General features: G+C 69.1%; 14 protein-coding genes. 6 read left to right on the top strand and 8 right to left on the bottom strand.

The genetic code is table 11. The annotated features are described in order from the left end of the window. Positions 1-7: 7 nt before the first annotated feature. Genes PotMrB4_RS06730 through PotMrB4_RS06720 form a run of 3 tightly spaced genes read right to left on the bottom strand, consistent with a single transcriptional unit; the run spans position 8 to position 1249 of the window. Positions 8-367, bottom strand: a complete 360-nt coding sequence (locus tag PotMrB4_RS06730; RefSeq protein ID WP_044413075.1) for a PilZ domain-containing protein — start codon at positions 365-367, stop codon at positions 8-10. A 58-nt stretch (positions 368-425) separates the two neighbouring features. Next, positions 426-851, bottom strand: a complete 426-nt coding sequence (locus PotMrB4_RS06725) for a DUF4124 domain-containing protein (RefSeq protein ID WP_172432846.1) — start codon at positions 849-851, stop codon at positions 426-428. Positions 852-880: 29 nt separating this feature from the next. Continuing rightward, positions 881-1249 carry a tetratricopeptide repeat protein gene (locus tag PotMrB4_RS06720; RefSeq protein ID WP_142011727.1) on the bottom strand — a complete coding sequence of 123 codons (369 nt, stop codon included), beginning with the start codon at positions 1247-1249 and terminating at the stop codon, positions 881-883. A 168-nt stretch (positions 1250-1417) separates the two neighbouring features. Here PotMrB4_RS06720 and PotMrB4_RS06715 point away from each other — a divergent pair, with 168 nt between their 5' ends. Both PotMrB4_RS06715 and pyk read left to right on the top strand, forming a co-directional pair. Continuing rightward, a complete protein-coding gene (locus tag PotMrB4_RS06715; protein ID WP_074971547.1) occupies positions 1418-2224 on the top strand; it encodes a tetratricopeptide repeat protein in 807 nt (268 codons plus the stop codon). Between the two features lie 96 nt (positions 2225-2320). Further along, on the top strand, positions 2321-3772 hold the full coding sequence (gene pyk, locus PotMrB4_RS06710) for a pyruvate kinase (RefSeq protein ID WP_107329616.1): 1452 nt from the start codon (positions 2321-2323) through the stop codon (positions 3770-3772). A gap of 95 nt (positions 3773-3867) precedes the next feature. Here pyk and PotMrB4_RS06705 read toward each other — a convergent pair whose 3' ends face one another. From PotMrB4_RS06705 to PotMrB4_RS06695, 3 genes are read right to left on the bottom strand one after another with little or no spacing between them, the layout of a single operon-like run. After that, the gene (locus tag PotMrB4_RS06705; protein ID WP_107329617.1) at positions 3868-4641 is read right to left on the bottom strand and encodes an enoyl-CoA hydratase; all 774 of its coding nucleotides are present in this window, start codon (positions 4639-4641) and stop codon (positions 3868-3870) included. Between the two features lie 24 nt (positions 4642-4665). Continuing rightward, positions 4666-5607 (bottom strand): iron-sulfur-binding ferredoxin reductase, encoded by a 942-nt coding sequence (locus PotMrB4_RS06700; protein WP_172432845.1) that lies wholly within the window; start codon positions 5605-5607, stop codon positions 4666-4668. After that, positions 5600-6727: a GGDEF domain-containing protein gene (locus PotMrB4_RS06695; RefSeq protein ID WP_172432844.1), complete on the bottom strand. Its 1128-nt coding sequence runs from the start codon at positions 6725-6727 to the stop codon at positions 5600-5602. The genes PotMrB4_RS06700 and PotMrB4_RS06695 overlap by 8 nt, the downstream gene beginning before the upstream one ends. Positions 6728-6950: 223 nt before the next feature. On the opposite strand from PotMrB4_RS06695, the gene PotMrB4_RS06690 reads away from it, so the two are divergent. The 4 genes from PotMrB4_RS06690 to PotMrB4_RS06675 all read left to right on the top strand — a co-directional run bounded on the left by PotMrB4_RS06690 (position 6951) and on the right by PotMrB4_RS06675 (position 14591). Then, positions 6951-8474 carry a fumarate hydratase gene (locus PotMrB4_RS06690; protein ID WP_172432843.1) on the top strand — a complete coding sequence of 508 codons (1524 nt, stop codon included), beginning with the start codon at positions 6951-6953 and terminating at the stop codon, positions 8472-8474. 413 nt (positions 8475-8887) lie between these two features. Further along, entirely contained in the window at positions 8888-11209 is a 2322-nt protein-coding gene (gspD, locus tag PotMrB4_RS06685) for a type II secretion system secretin GspD (protein ID WP_172432842.1), read from the top strand. A 54-nt stretch (positions 11210-11263) separates the two neighbouring features. Further along, positions 11264-14083, top strand: a complete 2820-nt coding sequence (locus PotMrB4_RS06680) for a M66 family metalloprotease (protein ID WP_172432841.1) — start codon at positions 11264-11266, stop codon at positions 14081-14083. Continuing rightward, positions 14049-14591 (top strand): hypothetical protein, encoded by a 543-nt coding sequence (locus PotMrB4_RS06675; protein WP_172432840.1) that lies wholly within the window; start codon positions 14049-14051, stop codon positions 14589-14591. The genes PotMrB4_RS06680 and PotMrB4_RS06675 overlap by 35 nt, the downstream gene beginning before the upstream one ends. On the opposite strand, the gene PotMrB4_RS06670 is transcribed toward PotMrB4_RS06675, so the two are convergent. After that, complete coding sequence (locus PotMrB4_RS06670; protein WP_172432839.1) at positions 14588-15460, bottom strand: carbon-nitrogen hydrolase family protein; 873 nt, start codon at positions 15458-15460, stop codon at positions 14588-14590. The two genes, PotMrB4_RS06675 and PotMrB4_RS06670, sit on opposite strands and share 4 nt — an antisense overlap. After that, complete coding sequence (locus PotMrB4_RS06665) at positions 15457-16047, bottom strand: hypothetical protein (protein WP_044409342.1); 591 nt, start codon at positions 16045-16047, stop codon at positions 15457-15459. The genes PotMrB4_RS06670 and PotMrB4_RS06665 overlap by 4 nt, the downstream gene beginning before the upstream one ends. Between the last annotated feature and the right edge of the window lie 69 nt (positions 16048-16116).

Raw genomic sequence — 16116 nt, 5'->3', positions numbered from 1 at the left:
GCCCCGATCAGGCGGAGGCGGCCAACGGGCGGAAGCTGAAGTAGTAGCGCAACGCCTCGACCAGCTCCGCGTACTCCGGCGGCGGCGCCACCAGCGAGAAGCCCGAGTCGTAGTTGCCGGGGTTCACATCCTCCCGGCTCCAGTGGCACGTGGCGTAGAAATCGATGAAGCGGATCTGCCCGTCATGCGCCGGGATCTTCAGGCGCATGTCGAAACGGGCCCCCACCAGCATGGGCAGCTGGCTGACGAGCATCAGGCCATCCAGGGACACATTGCCCAGATAACCCATGGGTTTGTCGGTGATGCGGTTGAACACCTTCAGGTAGTACGGCAGTTGATGGCGTTCGATATGGCGCTGGCTACGCATGATGGCGAATCGCTATTGATGGCCGTTCAGTATGGCCTCACTACTGCACCCAAACCAACTACCGCCCGCAACGCTCCTTGATTGCGTCGGTCAGTTTGCGACGAGCGGCGTCCACCTGCTCGGCGCTGTAGTACTGCCGTTCTCCCTTGGCATCGACGCTGAAATACTTGCCCTCGCGCTTGATCTGCGACAGCTGGGAACGCAGTTGCACGCACTGGCTCGCCCGCTCGTTGCGGGCCTGGGCCTCCTTGCGGCGAGCCTCCTCCTTCTCCTGGCGACGCGCATCGAAGAATTGTTCAGTGCGCTGCAGACGCTCCCGGGTCGGCGCGTCGTCATCCAGGGCCGGCGGGCGGACCTCGACCTGCTGCGCGCCCTCCTGCGGCTGCTCGCTAAAGTGCACCTGGCCGTTGGCATCCGTCCAGCGGTAGATCTCGGCCGACGCCAGGCTGGAGCAGGCCAGCAGGCAGAAAAGCAGGTGACGCATGGATTCTCCCTGTCCCGCCACGCCCGCCGTCAGAGGGGCGCCGCGCTCGGTTTGGCCGCGCTGCCCAGCTGGCCGATGCGCTCCAGGGTCTCGAGACGAGCCTTGGCGCGGAAGGCGTATTCACTGCTGGGGTAGCGGTTGATGATGAAATGGTAGGTCTGCGCCGCATCCACGAACAGGCTCTGGCGCTCCAGGCACTGGCCACGCAGCAGGGAAATCTCCGGCTGCATGTAGCTGCGCGAGCGGCTGCTGCGCTCGGCCATGGACAGCTCGAGCATCGCCTCCTCGCAGTTTCCTTCGTCATAGGCCTGGTAGGCGTTGTTCAGGTGGCGGTCGAGGGACCAGCGGGTACAGCCGGCAAGGCCGACCAGCAGGGCCAGGATGATGAACGTGCGCATTGGGGTGTCTCCTCCGTTGGCGAGTATATCGGCGCTCCCGGGGATTTCTGCAACGCCTTCCGGCGGCCGGGCACAACCTCCGATGGGACTTGCACGGCCCCGCAACGATGCACCCGGCGGCGCTGCTAGACTCCCGCCGTCCGGCCCGAGAGCCCACCTGGAGCCCCCATGCGCCACCTCCGCCCTGCCCTGCTCGCCAGTTGCCTGCTCGCCTTGTCCGCCTGCGCCCCCACCACCCCGTTGTTCATCGCCCAGATCACCACCAACGAAGTGGTGGAACAGAAGGCCCTGAAGAACGCCCGCATGGCAGCGGCCGTGGAGGAAGAAGGCGACCTGCTCACCTACAGCGCCATGGCCATCCGCGACGGCACCAGCGCCAAGGCCGAAGCGCTGTACATGACCGGCTACCGCGACCGGCAGTTCACCCCCGAAGTCCGCGCCATCGCCCTCTACCAGATCGGCCTCATCTACATGAGCCGCTACAACGACCAGCGCGACGACACCCGGGCCCTCAACCTGTTCTACCAGGTCACCAACGAGTTCCCCGGCACCCACGCCGCCGAGCATGCCCAGGCGCGCATCCTGATGATCCAGAAACGCGCCGAAGCGCCCGTGCAGAAAACCGCCCGCGAGCTGCTGGCGGACTGGAAGCCCAGCCAGAACCTCGACCTCTACCAGCGCGACCTGGACCCCGACATGACGCTGCTGTCCCGCCGCGCCGTGCTCAAGGACCGGGTCGGCGAAGCCGAGCAGCTCTACGCTCTGGCCTTGATCGACGACCACGTGCAGCCGGACATCAAGGCCCGCGCCCTGTACCAGATGGCCCTGATGAACCTGGCGCCGGCCAATCCCCATGCCGACCGCCAGAAGGCCGTGGGCTACCTGCGCCGCCTGCTGGCCGAGTTCCCCGACGCCGAACAGGCCGAGCCTGCCGCCCGGCACCTGGACATGGCGCTGAACCCCGGCGTGAAGTGACGCCGTGCACCCGCCGCGCGGGTAGTAGAAATGGAACGAGACTACAGCCGAAGGGCGGTGTAGCCTCGGGCTCTGCTTTGAAACTGGAGCCTTCGCATGTCCTTCCGCCGTACCAAGATAGTCGCCACCCTCGGCCCGGCCAGCAACTCACCCGAGGTGCTGGAGCAACTGATCATCGCCGGGATCGACGTCGCCCGCCTGAACTTCTCCCACGGCACCCCCGAAGAACACAAGGCACGCGCCCGCCTGGTGCGCGAGCTGGCGGCCAAGCACGGCCGCTTCGTCGCCCTGCTCGGCGACCTGCAAGGTCCGAAGATCCGCATCGCCAAGTTCGCCAACAAGCGCATCGAACTGGCCGAAGGCGACAAGTTCCGCTTCTCCGTCACCCACCCGCGTGACGCCGGCAGCCAGGACGTGGTCGGCATCGACTACCCGGACCTGATCAAGGACTGCGGCGTCGGTGACGAACTGCTACTGGACGACGGCCGCGTGGTCATGCGCGTCGACGCCACCACCGCCGACGAACTGCACTGCACCGTACTGATCGGCGGCCCGCTGTCCGACCACAAGGGCATCAACCGTCGTGGCGGCGGCCTCACCGCCCCGGCCCTGACCGCCAAGGACAAGGCCGACATCAAGCTCGCCGCCGAAATGGAGCTGGACTACCTGGCCGTCTCCTTCCCCCGTGACGCCGCCGACATGGAACTGGCCCGCCGCCTGCGCGACGAAGCCGGTGGCAGCGCCTGGCTGGTGGCCAAGATCGAACGTGCCGAAGCCGTGGCCGATGACGAGGCCCTCGACGGCCTGATCCGCGCCAGCGACGCCGTGATGGTGGCCCGTGGCGACCTCGGCGTGGAAATCGGCGATGCCGAGCTGGTGGGCATCCAGAAGAAGATCATCCTGCACGCCCGCCGCTACAACAAAGCCGTGATCACCGCGACCCAGATGATGGAGTCGATGATCCACAGCCCCATGCCGACCCGCGCGGAAGTCTCCGACGTAGCCAACGCCGTGCTCGACTACACGGACGCCGTGATGCTCTCCGCCGAGAGCGCCGCCGGCGAATACCCGGTGGAAGCGGTCAAGGCCATGGCCCGCGTCTGCGTCGGTGCCGAAAAGCACCCCACCAGCCAGAAGTCCAGCCACCGCCTGGGCCACACCTTCAGCCGCTGTGACGAGAGCGTGGCCCTGGCGACCATGTACACCGCCAACCACTTCCCGGGCGTGAAGGCCATCATCTGCCTGACCGAAAGCGGCTACAGCCCGCTGATCATGTCGCGCATCCGTTCCTCGGTGCCGATCTTCGCCTTCTCCCCCCACCGCGCCACCCAGGCGCGCGTGGCGCTGTTCCGTGGCGTCTCCACCATCCCCTTCGACCCGGCCGCACTGCCGGCGGACAAGGTCAGCCAGGCCGCCGTGGACGAGCTGCTCAAGCGCGGCATCGTGCAACAGGGCGACTGGGTCATCCTGACCAAGGGCGACAGCTACCACACCGTCGGCGGCACCAACACCATGAAGATCCTCCACGTCGGCGACCCGCTGGTGTAAGGCATCTGCAGCACGTGAAAAGGCCGCTCATCGAGCGGCCTTTTTTCATGTGCCGAAACGGGAGGGGTGGGCTGAAGCCCACCCCCACGGGCCACTCAGGCGAACTTGGAAAAATCGGGTTTGCGCCGCTGCATGAACGCCGACAGCGCCTCGATGGCCTCGGGCGTACGCAGGCGCTGACCGAACAGCTCGCCCTCCTCCATGATCACCCGGCGCAGTTCCTCACGGCCGGGTTCGCGCATCAGGCGCTTGCTCACCGCCACCGCCGAGGGCGCCAGTTGCTCGAAGCGCTGGGCCATCTCGCGGGCACGGGCCAGGGTTGCGGCGCCGTCCGCCAGGGCCTCGTTGGCGATGCCCCAGGCAGCCGCCTGCTCACCGGTGAACGCTTCGCCCAGCAACAGCAGCTCCGCCGCACGGGCGTGGCCGAGCAGGCGCGGCAGGATCAGGCTGGAGCCGTACTCCGGGCACAGCCCCAGGTTGACGAAGGGCATCTTCAGCTTGGCGTCGCGCGCCACGTAGACCAGGTCGCAATGCAGCAGCAGCGTGGTGCCGATGCCCACGGCCGGGCCACTCACGGCAGCCACCACCGGCTTGCTGAAATCGAACAGTGCCTTCATGAAGCGGAACACTTCGCTGTCCAGCCCGGACGGCGGCGCCTGGATGAAGTCGGCCACGTCGTTGCCGCTGGTGAAGCAGGTCTCGCTGCCGGTGATCAGCACCGCACGCACGCTGCGGTCCTCGTCGGCGGCGTCCAGCGCATCGGCCAGGGCGCCATACATGGCGCGGGTCAGGGCGTTCTTCTTGTCCTCGCGGTCCATGCGCAGGGTCAGCAGGCCCTGCTCGCGTTCCAGGTGGATGTGTTCGCTCATGGTGGGTCCTCGGCGGTGGCCGCCTCAGACGGAGCGGCTCAGGAATTCGTCGGCCAGCAGTTGGTTGCGGGGCAGGCCCGCGAGATAGAGCCGGCGGGCGAAGGCCTCGACCCGCTCCGGCCGCCCGCAGAGTAGGGCGACGGTTTGTCGGCTCACAAGCCGGATTTCGGCCAAAACAGCCTGCAGCTGCGCCACCGTCACCAGCTCGACCGTGACGTTGGCATGCTCGGCTGCCAGCGCACGCAAGGGCTCCGCCAGGTAGTGGCCGGCCTCGTCATGGGCCACGTGAATGAGCCGGATGGGGCCGGCATGATGCTGGCGCAGCGCCTCCCGCAGCACCCCCCAGATCGGTGCCAACCCCGTGCCGGCGGCCAGCATCAGCAGCGGCCGGGCATCCCAGGCCGGGTCGTAGTGCAGCGCGCCGCCGCGCAGCTCGCCCAGGCGCAGCGCATCCCCGGGCACCAGGGCCCGGGCAGCATCGCAGAAGGCGCCCGGCGCACGGCAATCGATGTGGAACTCCAGCCAGGGCGTCTCCCCCGGCAGGCTGGCCAGCGAGTAGGGCCGGGCCACGCCCTCCCCCGTCCACAGCAGCAGGTGCTGGCCGGCGCTGTAGCGCAGCGGTCGTTGTGGTTCCAGGCGCAGGCGCAGCACCTCGCCCCCCAGCCAGTCACAGGCCGCGACCCGGGCCGGGATGCCGTCGCGCTGGGGGTCGAACAGCTCCACCGCCAGGTCCTGCACCACCAGGCACTGGCAGGCCAGGCGCCATCCCTGTTCACGACGCTCGGCATCCAGCGCCTCCGGGCGCGCATCGGCCGGCTCGCCGGCGGTCACCCGCACCAGGCAGGCATGGCAGCTGCCGGCACGGCAACTGAACGGCACGCGGCAGCCACCGGCATTCAGGGCATCCAGCAGGTTGCTGGCGGGCGCCACGCTCCAGCGGCGCCCGGCGGCTTCGAGTTCAGGCACCCTGGATCTCCCATGCCGCATCGCAGCGGTTGCGGCCATTGCGCTTGGCCCGGTAGAGCGCCTGGTCGGCCCGCTGCAGGGCGTCGTCCAGGTCATCGTTGCAACCGATCAGGGTCATGCCGGCAGACAGGCTCAGCGCCCCCACCTGCACCCCCACCGGCTCGGCGCTGGCGAAGGCCTCCCGCAGCCGCTCGCAGCAGCTGGTCAGGCGGTCGGCATCGCAGTCGGGCAACAGCAGCACGAACTCCTCGCCACCGTAGCGGGCCAGGAGATCGCCATCGCGCAGGCAGGCCCGCGCCACGGCCGCGAAGGTCTGCAGCACCCGGTCGCCGGCCGCGTGGCCATGCTGGTCATTGATGCGCTTGAAGTGGTCGAGGTCGATCAGCGCCAGGCCATGGAAGCGACCCGGCGGCACGCCCTTCATCTCCCGCGCCGCCATGCGCAGGAAGTGCCGGCGGTTGAACAGCCCGGTGAGTTCGTCGGTGGCCACCAGGTCTTCCAGCTGGCGCATCATCCCGCGCAGCGTGTCCTGGTGGGCCTGCAGGGCGAAGCGCCGCTGACGCATGCGCTGGCGCATCGCCTGGACATAGCTGGCGAACAGCCCCAGCCACACCAGCAGCACGAACAGCGCACACACCTGCAACAGCGCCAAGGCCGGCGACTGCAGGCGCATCTGGTACGCCTCCAGCAGGTTCAGGCCGGCGAAGGCCGTCAGCCCGAAGCCCGCGCAGCGCAGGAATACCCGTGGCGGCAGCTGGAACACGCCGAACAGCAGGATCAGCACATACACCACCAGCAGTGCGCCCCGGGCCGGCCCCAGGTCGGCCATCAGCAGGGTGTGCCAGGTCATGGCCACGAGGATCTGCGCCTCGGTCAGGCTGGGGTCGGGGAAACGCAGGTTGCGGCCGCTGCGCAGGAGCGCGAAGAACGCGAGTTGGGAAATGACGATGAGTCCGGTGAAGCCCAGCGCCACCCAGGGCGAGCGCTGGTAGAAACCGCCCAGCACCGCCAGCCAGAACAGCAGCAGCACGAGCGCATAGGTTGCCACTGCCATGCCGAAGCGCTTCAGCAGCAGGCTTTGCAGGCCCCGTTGGGTGGACCCTCGACTGGATGTGCTCATGGGCTCCGTCCCGTGCTGGCACGATGCCGCCACTCTACGCGCGTGAAAACGAAAAACCTAGGGGACGCAAGCGGTTCGCCAAGCGCCCGGGGTCGACTCTTGGCGGGTGTGCCCGGCCTTGAGCACGCGGTATACTTCCGCGCCATTTTCACCCCCAATCCAATGCGCGCCGGGTCGTGGTCCGGCGCTTCCTGATGTTCCCGAATTGAAGAGGAGCGCACCCATGACCGTGATCAAGCAGGACGACCTGATTCAGAGCGTCGCCGACGCCCTGCAGTTCATCTCCTATTACCACCCCGTCGATTTCATCCAGGCCATGCACGAGGCCTACCTGCGCGAAGAGTCGCCCGCCGCGCGCGACTCCATGGCGCAGATCCTGATCAACTCGCGCATGTGCGCCACCGGCCACCGCCCCATCTGCCAGGACACCGGCATCGTTACCGTGTTCGTCCGCGTGGGCATGGACGTGCGCTGGGACGGCGCCACCATGAGCGTCGACGACATGATCAACGAGGGCGTACGCCGCGCTTACAACCTGCCGGAGAACGTCCTGCGCGCCTCCATCCTGGCCGACCCGGCGGGTGCCCGTAAGAACACCAAGGACAACACCCCGGCGGTGATCCACTACTCCATCGTCCCCGGCAACACCGTGGAAGTGGACGTGGCCGCCAAGGGCGGTGGTTCCGAGAACAAGTCGAAGATGGCCATGCTCAACCCGTCCGACTCCATCGTCGACTGGGTGCTCAAGACCGTCCCGACCATGGGCGCCGGCTGGTGCCCGCCGGGCATGCTCGGCATCGGCATCGGCGGCACCGCCGAGAAGGCCGCGGTGATGGCGAAGGAAGTCCTGATGGACCCGATCGACATCCACGAACTGAAGGCCCGTGGCCCGCAGAACAAGATCGAGGAAATGCGCCTCGAACTGTTCGAGAAGGTCAACCAGCTGGGCATCGGCGCCCAGGGCCTGGGTGGCCTGACCACCGTCCTCGACGTGAAGATCATGGACTACCCGACCCACGCCGCCTCGCTGCCGGTGTGCATGATCCCCAACTGCGCCGCCACCCGTCACGCCCACTTCGTGCTCGACGGTTCCGGCCCGGCCACCCTGGAAGCCCCGCCGCTGGACGCCTACCCGGAAATCGTCTGGGAAGCCGGCCCGAGCGCCCGCCGCGTCGACCTCGACAGCATCACCCCCGAGGAGGTGCAGAGCTGGAAGCCGGGTGAGACCCTGCTGCTCAACGGCAAGATGCTCACCGGCCGCGACGCCGCCCACAAGCGCATGGTCGACATGCTCAACAAGGGCGAGGAACTGCCGGTGGACCTCAAGGGCCGCTTCATCTACTACGTCGGCCCGGTCGATCCGGTCGGTGACGAAGTGGTCGGCCCGGCAGGCCCCACCACCGCCACCCGCATGGACAAGTTCACCCGCCAGATCCTGGAAAGCACCGGCCTGCTGGGCATGATCGGCAAGTCCGAGCGTGGCCCCATCGCCATCGAAGCGATCAAGGACAACAAGGCCGTGTACCTGATGGCCGTCGGCGGCGCCGCCTACCTGGTGGCCCAGGCGATCAAGAAGTCCAAGGTCCTGGCCTTCGCCGAACTCGGGATGGAAGCCATCTACGAATTCGACGTGAAGGACATGCCGGTCACAGTCGCCGTCGACACCAACGGCGAGTCGGTGCACATCACCGGCCCGGCGATCTGGAACAAGAAGATCGCTGAAAGCCTCGCGGTGGAAGTGAAGTAAGCCACACCGCAATTGAAAAGCCCGGCCTCGCGCCGGGCTTTTTCTTGGCGCTCTTCCGGTAACGCGCTGCTGATCAGCTGACCGCCAAGCGGATTCCAGACGCCAACCTACTGCCCACCAAATCCCCAAAACGGGACCCACATCCTGATATGACCAACCGGTCAATTTCAGGAGTGTGAGCCCATGCACAGTTGTACTCCGACCAGTCGAACGGACGTGCCGCTTTCCTTATTCTCTCGCCCGCTTGTCGGGTCTCCCCCAGGCAGGTCGCCATAGGAAACCAACACGTCGCATGGATGCGCAGCAGTCTGTCGAGCTTTCTCTATGCCCTGGACCTTTGCCCTCTCCCTGCGCCTTCCGGCCGGCACGCGGCTGCCCGTAGCCGATTGCCCGAGCATCCGGGAGCCCCGCCGATGAGCCTGTGCCTGCCCCGTCGCCTGGCCCGCCTCGCCTGGGCCTGCCTGCTGCTGTGCCCGCTGCTGTGGGCAGAGCCGGCCAGCCAGGACGGCGAGGAGCGCTGGACCATCAACATGCGCGACGCCGACATCCGCGACTTCACCGAGCAGGTTGCCAGCATCAGTGGCCAGACCCTGGTGCTCGATCCCCGGGTCAAGGGCCAGGTCACCGTCATTTCCGAATCGCCGCTGACCCTCAGCGAGGTCTACCAGCTGTTCCTCTCGGTGATGAGCACCCACGGCTACAGCGTGGTCACCCAGGGCAACCAGGCGCGCATCGTGCCCGATGTGGAGGGCCGCAGCGTGGCCAACAGCCCCGTCGGCAGCGGCCCGGAAACCCTCGAGACGCGCCTGCTGCAGGTGCAGCAGACGCCGGTCAACGAACTGCTCCCGCTGATCCGCCCGCTGGTGCCGCAGAACGGTCACCTGGCGGCCATCCCCTCCAGCAACTCGCTGATCGTCAGTGACAAGCGCGCCAACATCGAACGGCTGATCGCCCTGATCGCCCAGGTGGACAGCGCCGGAGCCAACGACAGCGTGTTCTACGACCTCAAGCACGCCTGGGCCCGCGACGTCGCCGCGATGCTGCAGGAGAGCCTGCGGCGCGGGCAGCCGGCCGGCAACGGCAACGCCCAGGTGATCGCCGACCCGCGCACCAACCGCCTGCTGCTGCTCGGCCCGCCCGAGGCCCGCGAGCGCCTGCTGAAGATGGCCCGCCAGCTGGACACCCAGCCCGTGCGCTCGGCCAACACCCGGGTCGTGCGCCTGCGCCATGGCGACGCCAAGGACCTGGCCAAGACCCTCAGCGACCTCTCCGAGCAACTGCGCGGCACCGCCTCGCCCACCACCACCCAGGCCCCGGTGCTGATCCGCGCCGACGAGGGGATCAACGCCCTCATCCTGATGGCCGAGCCGGACATGGTGGCGCAGCTGGAAGACCTGGTGCATCAGCTCGACGTGCCCCGCGCCCAGGTGCTGGTGGAGGCCGCCATCGTCGAGATGTCCGGCGACGTCAGCGAGGCGCTCGGCGTGCAGTGGGCCATCGACGGGCGCTCCGACAGCGGCCCCATCGGCGGCAGCAACTTCAGCAACACCGGGCTCTCGGTGGGCACCCTGCTCGGCGCCATCGACGCCAAGACCCCGGTCAGCCTGCCCGACGGCGCCATCGTCGGCATCGGCAACAAGAACTTCGGTGCGCTGATCACCGCCCTCTCCGCCAACGGCAACAGCAACCTGCTTTCCACCCCCAGCCTGCTGACCCTGGACAACCAGAAGGCCGAGATCCTCGTGGGGCAGAACGTGCCCTTCCAGACCGGCTCCTACACCACCGACGCCGCCGGGGCCAACAACCCCTTCACCACAATCGAGCGCAAGGATGTCGGCGTCACCCTCAAGGTCACCCCGCACATCAACGAAGGCGGCACCCTGCGCCTGGTGATCGAGCAGGAGATCTCCTCCATCGCCCCCAGCACCGGCGCCGCCTCCCGCGCGGTGGACCTGGTCACCAACAAACGCATGATCAAGAGCACTGTACTGGCCGACAACGGCCAGGTGATCGTGCTCGGCGGCCTGATCCAGGACGACGTCACCCGCAGCGAGAGCAAGGTGCCGCTGCTGGGCGACATGCCCCTGGTGGGCGGCCTGTTCCGCTCCAGCAAGGACGTCAACGTCAAGCGCAACCTGATGGTCTTCCTGCGGCCCAGCGTGGTCCGCGACGGCAACCGCCTGGCCGACCTCAGTCAGGAGAAGTACCTCGACCTGCGGCAGCAGGCCGCCGGGCCAAACGCCCAGCGCAGCCTGCCCCAGGAGCCGGCGCAGCTGTTCAAGTCCACCCGCTCGGCCGCCCCGGTCGCGACGGCACCGGCACCAACACCGGCACCTGCGCCCAAGCCGGCCCCGGCCCCGGCCCAACCCTACGCCGCCCCGGCTGAAACGCCCCTGCAGCGCAGTGCCCAACCCGTGGCAGCCACCACGCCGCCACCGGCACAGCCCCCGGCGCCTGCGGCTCCGGCCCAGCCTGCCGCCGCTCTGGCGCCAGCCCCGGCCGCCCCGCAGCGCTACAGCATCAACCTGATCGAAGGCAGCAGCGAGCAGTACATGCGCGCACTGATGGCCCGCCACCCCGGCGCGCCCCTGCGCATCCAGCATTCGCAGCGCAACGGCCAGGACTGGTACCGCATGTTCTACGGCGAGTACTCCCAGGCCGACCTGGCCGAGCGCGCCCTGCGCGACCTGCCGGCCACACTGCCCAGCCATCGGGGACGGGTCATGGCGCTCTAGCGCTCGCCCCGGCTCACAACAATCACAACAAAGCCGAACTGAAAGCGAGGGGACATGTTTCGCAAGCTCGTACTGATCTACGGACTGCTCAGCCTGGCCGGTTGCCTGGACCTGGGCGGCGGCGGGGGTGGTGGAGGCTCCAGCAACCCCGCCCCACCGGCCACCAGCACCCCGGAGACGCCATCCCAGCCGCCCGCCGGTGGCGGTGGTGCCACCCCGGATCCGGAAACGCCCGAAACCCCGCAGCCACCGGTCACGCCCCCGGTCACGCCGCCCACCGAGCCGCCGGTCACCCAACCGGAGAACCGCTTCCCCGAGCCCAGTGCCGCCGTGGTGGATGAGGTCGGAGCCCTCGGCTTCTACGACCAGACCGCCGACGGCCAGCCGCGTCCGGTGCGCAACGACCTCACCGGTACCCTCGCGGCCATGCTGCAGTTCGTGCAGAGCCACTCGGTGGACCCGCAAGGCAACGAAGCGAAGAACATGCCGCGCCTGACCAGCGAGCGCGAAGCCCTGCTGCTGGTCACCCCCGACCCGGACCAGCCCCTGCCCAGGTCCCTGCGCGTGCAGGTGCTGGTGGACGGCGCCCTCAAGGGCGACCTGACGCTGCGCCACCCCGACGAGCTATTCCGCGCCGACCGCACCGGCAGCGACGCCCGCCCCGACGTGGTCTACTCGCGCCGCGCCTGGTCCGCCGTGCTGCCCTGGGACTGGGTGGTGCCGGGCATGAGCCTGCAGCTCAGCGACGACCAGGGCCGTAGCGGCCAGCGCGGCGCCGAGGCCTTCGACTTCGCCCCGCCCGCCGAACTGCTGGTCCAGGCCATCCGCATCGGCATGCTCACCCCCGAGGTCCCGGGAGGCCAGCACTGGTTCAACACCCAGCCGGCCCAGGCCGCCACCGACTACTTCCAGACCGTGCCCATCGCCCGCATGGTGGCCAGCCGGTACGAGGACGTGCTGCTGCGCAAGGTCATGGTGGCCAACGGCACGATCTACGACGCCGACCAGGGCCAGGCCAGCGCCACCACCGGCGACGTGTACAGCGGCGACATGCGCGAGAACACTGCCAAGTCCACCTTCAGTACCGGCATCAACCTGGCCAACTGGGGCATCACCAGCGCCGGCATGGCCAGCCAGGAACAGCCGCAGCTGACCAACTCGGCGGTCATCCACCACGCCCGCGGCCAGTACGCCAACGGCCCGGTCAACCACGGCCTCAGCGGCGGCAACGGCATCCTCACCCTGATCGACTCGGTGGGGAACGAGTTCAGCCACGAGATCGGCCACCACTACGGCCTCGGCCACTACCCCGGGCAGAGCGGCGACAACTACTTCTGGTCCGGTCACCACCACGACAGCGGCTGGGGCTACATCGCCTACCGCAAGCGCATGCGCGCCAACCTGCACTGGACCCGCGCCAAGACCGGCGGCCTCAACGGCATGCCGATCTACGCCGATGCCTACAGCTTCGCCACCGACGCCATGGCCGGCGGCAACTTCGCCAGCGGCCTGTCGCGCTACACCCACTACACCGGCTACAGCACGCGGCAGAAGATCCAGCCGGCGCTGAACCGCGCCGTCTGGGCACCCGATTCCCCCACCGGCTACCGCAAGTGGGACGCCACCAGCCGCAAGATGGAGGTGTTCCAGCCGAAGACACCGACCTCCCGCACCGTCTGGTACGACAGCGCCGACGGCAACTACCGCAAGCCGCGCCTGTTCGGCGTCCCGGTCATCACCCTGCTCGGCGGCTACGACCCGGAGACCGGCGCCGCCGTGCTCTACCCGGCCCTGCGTGGCAACTGGGGCCAGGTCTACGACCTGCCGCCGCCCGACGCCGCCGCCACCAGCCGGCAATGCTGGCTGGAGGTCAGCTTCGCCAACGACAGGACCCAGCGCATCGCCGTCGCCCCCACGCGCCTGGGCAGCAACGCCAACAAGCTGCACGTCAACCTGGCCCAGGCCGAACAGCCCGTCGCCGCGGCCCTGCAATGCCGCGACACGGCAGGCGCCGCCACCACCGAGCTGGCCAGCGTGATCATTCCCCAGGGCCTGCCCGCCCTGCCGCCGCCGGTGATCGTCGGTCGCGAAGCCGGCTTCCAGGCCCTGCGCCAGGAAGAACTGCCCCAGCTCGACGCCGCCCTCACGGCTCTCGCCGGCCAGCTCGTGCCCACCCTCAAGGGCAACGCACGGGTGCTCTTCGACAGCTACAGCGACCAGCCCGACGGCCTCTCGGCCACGGCCCAGCAGGTACGCCAACGCCTGCTGGACCAACAGGCCCGCGCCCTGCGCCTGAATCGCTGGCTCGACGCCTACGGCGCCCAGCTGGCCGTCAGTGCCGACGCCGGCCAGGCCCTGGATGCCCTGCTGGCCACCCTGCAGTTCGACAGCCGCACCCTGCTGCCACCGCGCCAGGGCTTCGCCATGGGCAACGGCAACTGCGTGCGGGTGGAACAGGTGGATGGCGCCTGGCAGCCCTACGTGCTGACCAAGGCCCAGTGCACCGGCTCGGCGGAGGAACAATGGCGGGTGGACGCCAGCGGTCGCATCCGCAGCGTCGCCCAGCCCACCCAGTGCCTGACCGCCAGCAACGACGTGGGCCTGAGCGCCTGCGACAGCCAGCAGGACGCCCAGGCCTGGGACTTCTCCGCACTGCCACAGCTGAAGGCCGGCAGCCGCTGCCTGGACCTCTCCGGCGGCTACCTCACCAACGGGCGCGGCAAGCTGATCCTCTACGGCTGCACCGGCGGCGCCAACCAGAAATGGTACGGCCCCACCCTCAGCGACAACGGCCTGCTGCCGCTGCTGCAAAGCCGCAACATCGCCGCCTTCACCGCCTATGCCGAGCAACGCGCCCAAGCCGTGGCCCCCTGAGGCCCACCGGCGCCGGGCCCCGTGGGGCCTGGCGCTGCTGCTGGCGCTGCTGCCCCTGCCGCTTGCCGCAGTGGAACTGCCCACCGCGCTGCTGACCCCACCCCGGCTGCACCTGCAGCCGCTGGGGGCACTGCCCGGCCTCAGCGCATGGCGCCTGCACGGGGTGTTCAGTCGGGGAGATGGCCAGGGCAGCGCCACCCTCAGCCTTGAAGACGGGCCGCCCTTCAGCGTCCGGACCGGTGACCGCCTGCCCGGCGGCGTCGAGGTGCTGGCGATCCAGCGCGACCGCCTGCTGCTGCGGCGCGGCCGAGAACTCGGCGAACTGGTGATCCTGGGCCGCGCGCCGGACACGGGCGACAGCGCCGTCGCCTCCATGGCCAGCGAGGCCCCCGGCAACCTGCCCAGCCTGCCGCCCGACTGCGAAGCCTTCGCCCTCGGAGGCGTCCCCCTGGACGAACTGCAGGCCCTGGGCGGATGCCCGTCGCTGGCGGACGAGAGCGGGGGTTAGCCCCTCACGCGCTCGAACTGCTCCGGCCAGTCCCGCCGGGTGAACACCTGCCCCTCCCGCCGAACCCGGCGCACCTCCTCCAGGTCCAGCTCGGCCAGCAGCCAGCGACTGCCGTCCGGGCACAGCTCGGGGCTCTCGGCGATCACGCCGTTGCTCGGCATGCCGTAGTCCGGCGGCACATAGAGGCCGGCGCGGCCGATGTTCTCGTCCAGCGCCGGGGACCAGGGCGCCAGCCCCACGGTGGGCGACTGCAGCACGGCGATCTGGCTTTCCAGGGCGCGGGCCTGGGCGCCGATGCGCACGCGGTGGTAGCCGGCCTCGGTGTCGGTGCAGCTGGGGGCGAGGATCAGGTCGGCGCCGCCCTCGGCCAGGGTCCGCGCCAGCAGGGGGAACTCGTTGTCGTAGCAGATGAGGATGCCCAGGCGCCCGAACGCCGTGTCGAACACCCGCAGCCCCTGCCCCGCCGCGATGTGCCAGTGCTCGCGCTCGAAGCGGGTCATCATCAGCTTGTCCTGGTGGCCCAGCTCGCCGTCCGGGCCGTAGAACCAGGCGCGGTTGCGGTACTGGCCGTCGGCATCGCGCACCGCCACCGAACCGGGCTGCAGGTAGACGCCGAGGCGCCGCGCCAGGTCCGCGCACAGTGCCCGCCAGGCGGGCAGCAGCGGCTGGATGCCGTCGATGGAGGCCTGCAGGTCGCCGCGCTGGGCCGGCGGCAGTTGCCCGCTCAGCACCAGGCCGGCGTACTCCGGCAGCAGCAACAGCTCCGCGCCCTCGCCGGCAGCGGCCTCGCACAGGGTGGTGAGGTGCTCGGCGTAGGCGTCCCAGGTGTCGAAGAGGTCGATGTGGTATTGGCAGGCGGCGATCTTCACGGGGTCAGCTCCTTCAGCCAGAACGACATGGGCTTGGCGCTTTCCTCGCGCTCGTCCAGGTCGCGCCAGTGGTACTCGGTGCGCAAGGCGGGGTGGTGGCGGTAGCCGCGACGGGCCCAGAACCCGTGCAGCGGCTGGTAGCCGGGCGGTCGGCGCGGGTGGTCGTCCGGGCGCTCCACGGCGCAGAAGGCGCACCACTGGAAACGCCCCAGCGCACGGGCATAGGCCTCGCGCTCGGCGAAGAAGCGCACGCCCAGGCCGCCGCCCCGGTACGCCGGCAACAGCACCGACTCCCCGAAGTAGAAGATCCGCGCCGGGTCCCAGCCCTGGTCAAGGAAGGGCCGCTGGAAGGCGTCGGTCTCGTCCGCCAGGGGCAACCCGGTGGAGGCCCCGACCACCCGGCCCTGGTCGAACACCAGCACGAACAGGCTCTCGGCCGACTCGGCGTAGGTGGCCAGGTAGCGCGCTTCGTAGTCCAGGGTGCCGTCGTAGAGATAGGGGTACTCGCGGAACACCGTCAGGCGCAGCCGTGCGAGGTCGTCGATGAAAGGCGCGATGGCCGCGCCCTGGTAGCGTCGGATGTCCATGGTCGTCGTTTTGCCAGCCTCGATGACGCCCCTGGCTAAGAGCGGGGGCGGACAAGACCCTATCATGCA

It is taken from the genome of Metapseudomonas otitidis, from assembly GCF_011397855.1.
In the GTDB taxonomy this organism is placed as follows: Bacteria; Pseudomonadota; Gammaproteobacteria; order Pseudomonadales; family Pseudomonadaceae; genus Metapseudomonas; species Metapseudomonas otitidis.
This window is presented reverse-complemented; position numbering and strand designations above follow the sequence as displayed.

Excerpts from the sequence above, each read along its gene's own strand:
- PotMrB4_RS06680 (WP_172432841.1), top strand. The coding sequence starts at position 11,264 with ATGTTTCGCAAGCTCGTACTGATCTACGGACTGCTCAGCCTGGCCGGT.
- PotMrB4_RS06665 (WP_044409342.1), bottom strand. The coding sequence starts at position 16,047 with ATGGACATCCGACGCTACCAGGGCGCGGCCATCGCGCCTTTCATCGAC.
- PotMrB4_RS06675 (WP_172432840.1), top strand. The coding sequence starts at position 14,049 with ATGCCGAGCAACGCGCCCAAGCCGTGGCCCCCTGAGGCCCACCGGCGC.
- PotMrB4_RS06705 (WP_107329617.1), bottom strand. The coding sequence starts at position 4,641 with ATGAGCGAACACATCCACCTGGAACGCGAGCAGGGCCTGCTGACCCTG.
- PotMrB4_RS06690 (WP_172432843.1), top strand. The coding sequence starts at position 6,951 with ATGACCGTGATCAAGCAGGACGACCTGATTCAGAGCGTCGCCGACGCC.
- PotMrB4_RS06730 (WP_044413075.1), bottom strand. The coding sequence starts at position 367 with ATGCGTAGCCAGCGCCATATCGAACGCCATCAACTGCCGTACTACCTG.
- PotMrB4_RS06695 (WP_172432844.1), bottom strand. The coding sequence starts at position 6,727 with ATGAGCACATCCAGTCGAGGGTCCACCCAACGGGGCCTGCAAAGCCTG.
- PotMrB4_RS06715 (WP_074971547.1), top strand. The coding sequence starts at position 1,418 with ATGCGCCACCTCCGCCCTGCCCTGCTCGCCAGTTGCCTGCTCGCCTTG.
- PotMrB4_RS06725 (WP_172432846.1), bottom strand. The coding sequence starts at position 851 with ATGCGTCACCTGCTTTTCTGCCTGCTGGCCTGCTCCAGCCTGGCGTCG.
- gspD (WP_172432842.1), top strand. The coding sequence starts at position 8,888 with ATGAGCCTGTGCCTGCCCCGTCGCCTGGCCCGCCTCGCCTGGGCCTGC.
- pyk (WP_107329616.1), top strand. The coding sequence starts at position 2,321 with ATGTCCTTCCGCCGTACCAAGATAGTCGCCACCCTCGGCCCGGCCAGC.
- PotMrB4_RS06720 (WP_142011727.1), bottom strand. The coding sequence starts at position 1,249 with ATGCGCACGTTCATCATCCTGGCCCTGCTGGTCGGCCTTGCCGGCTGT.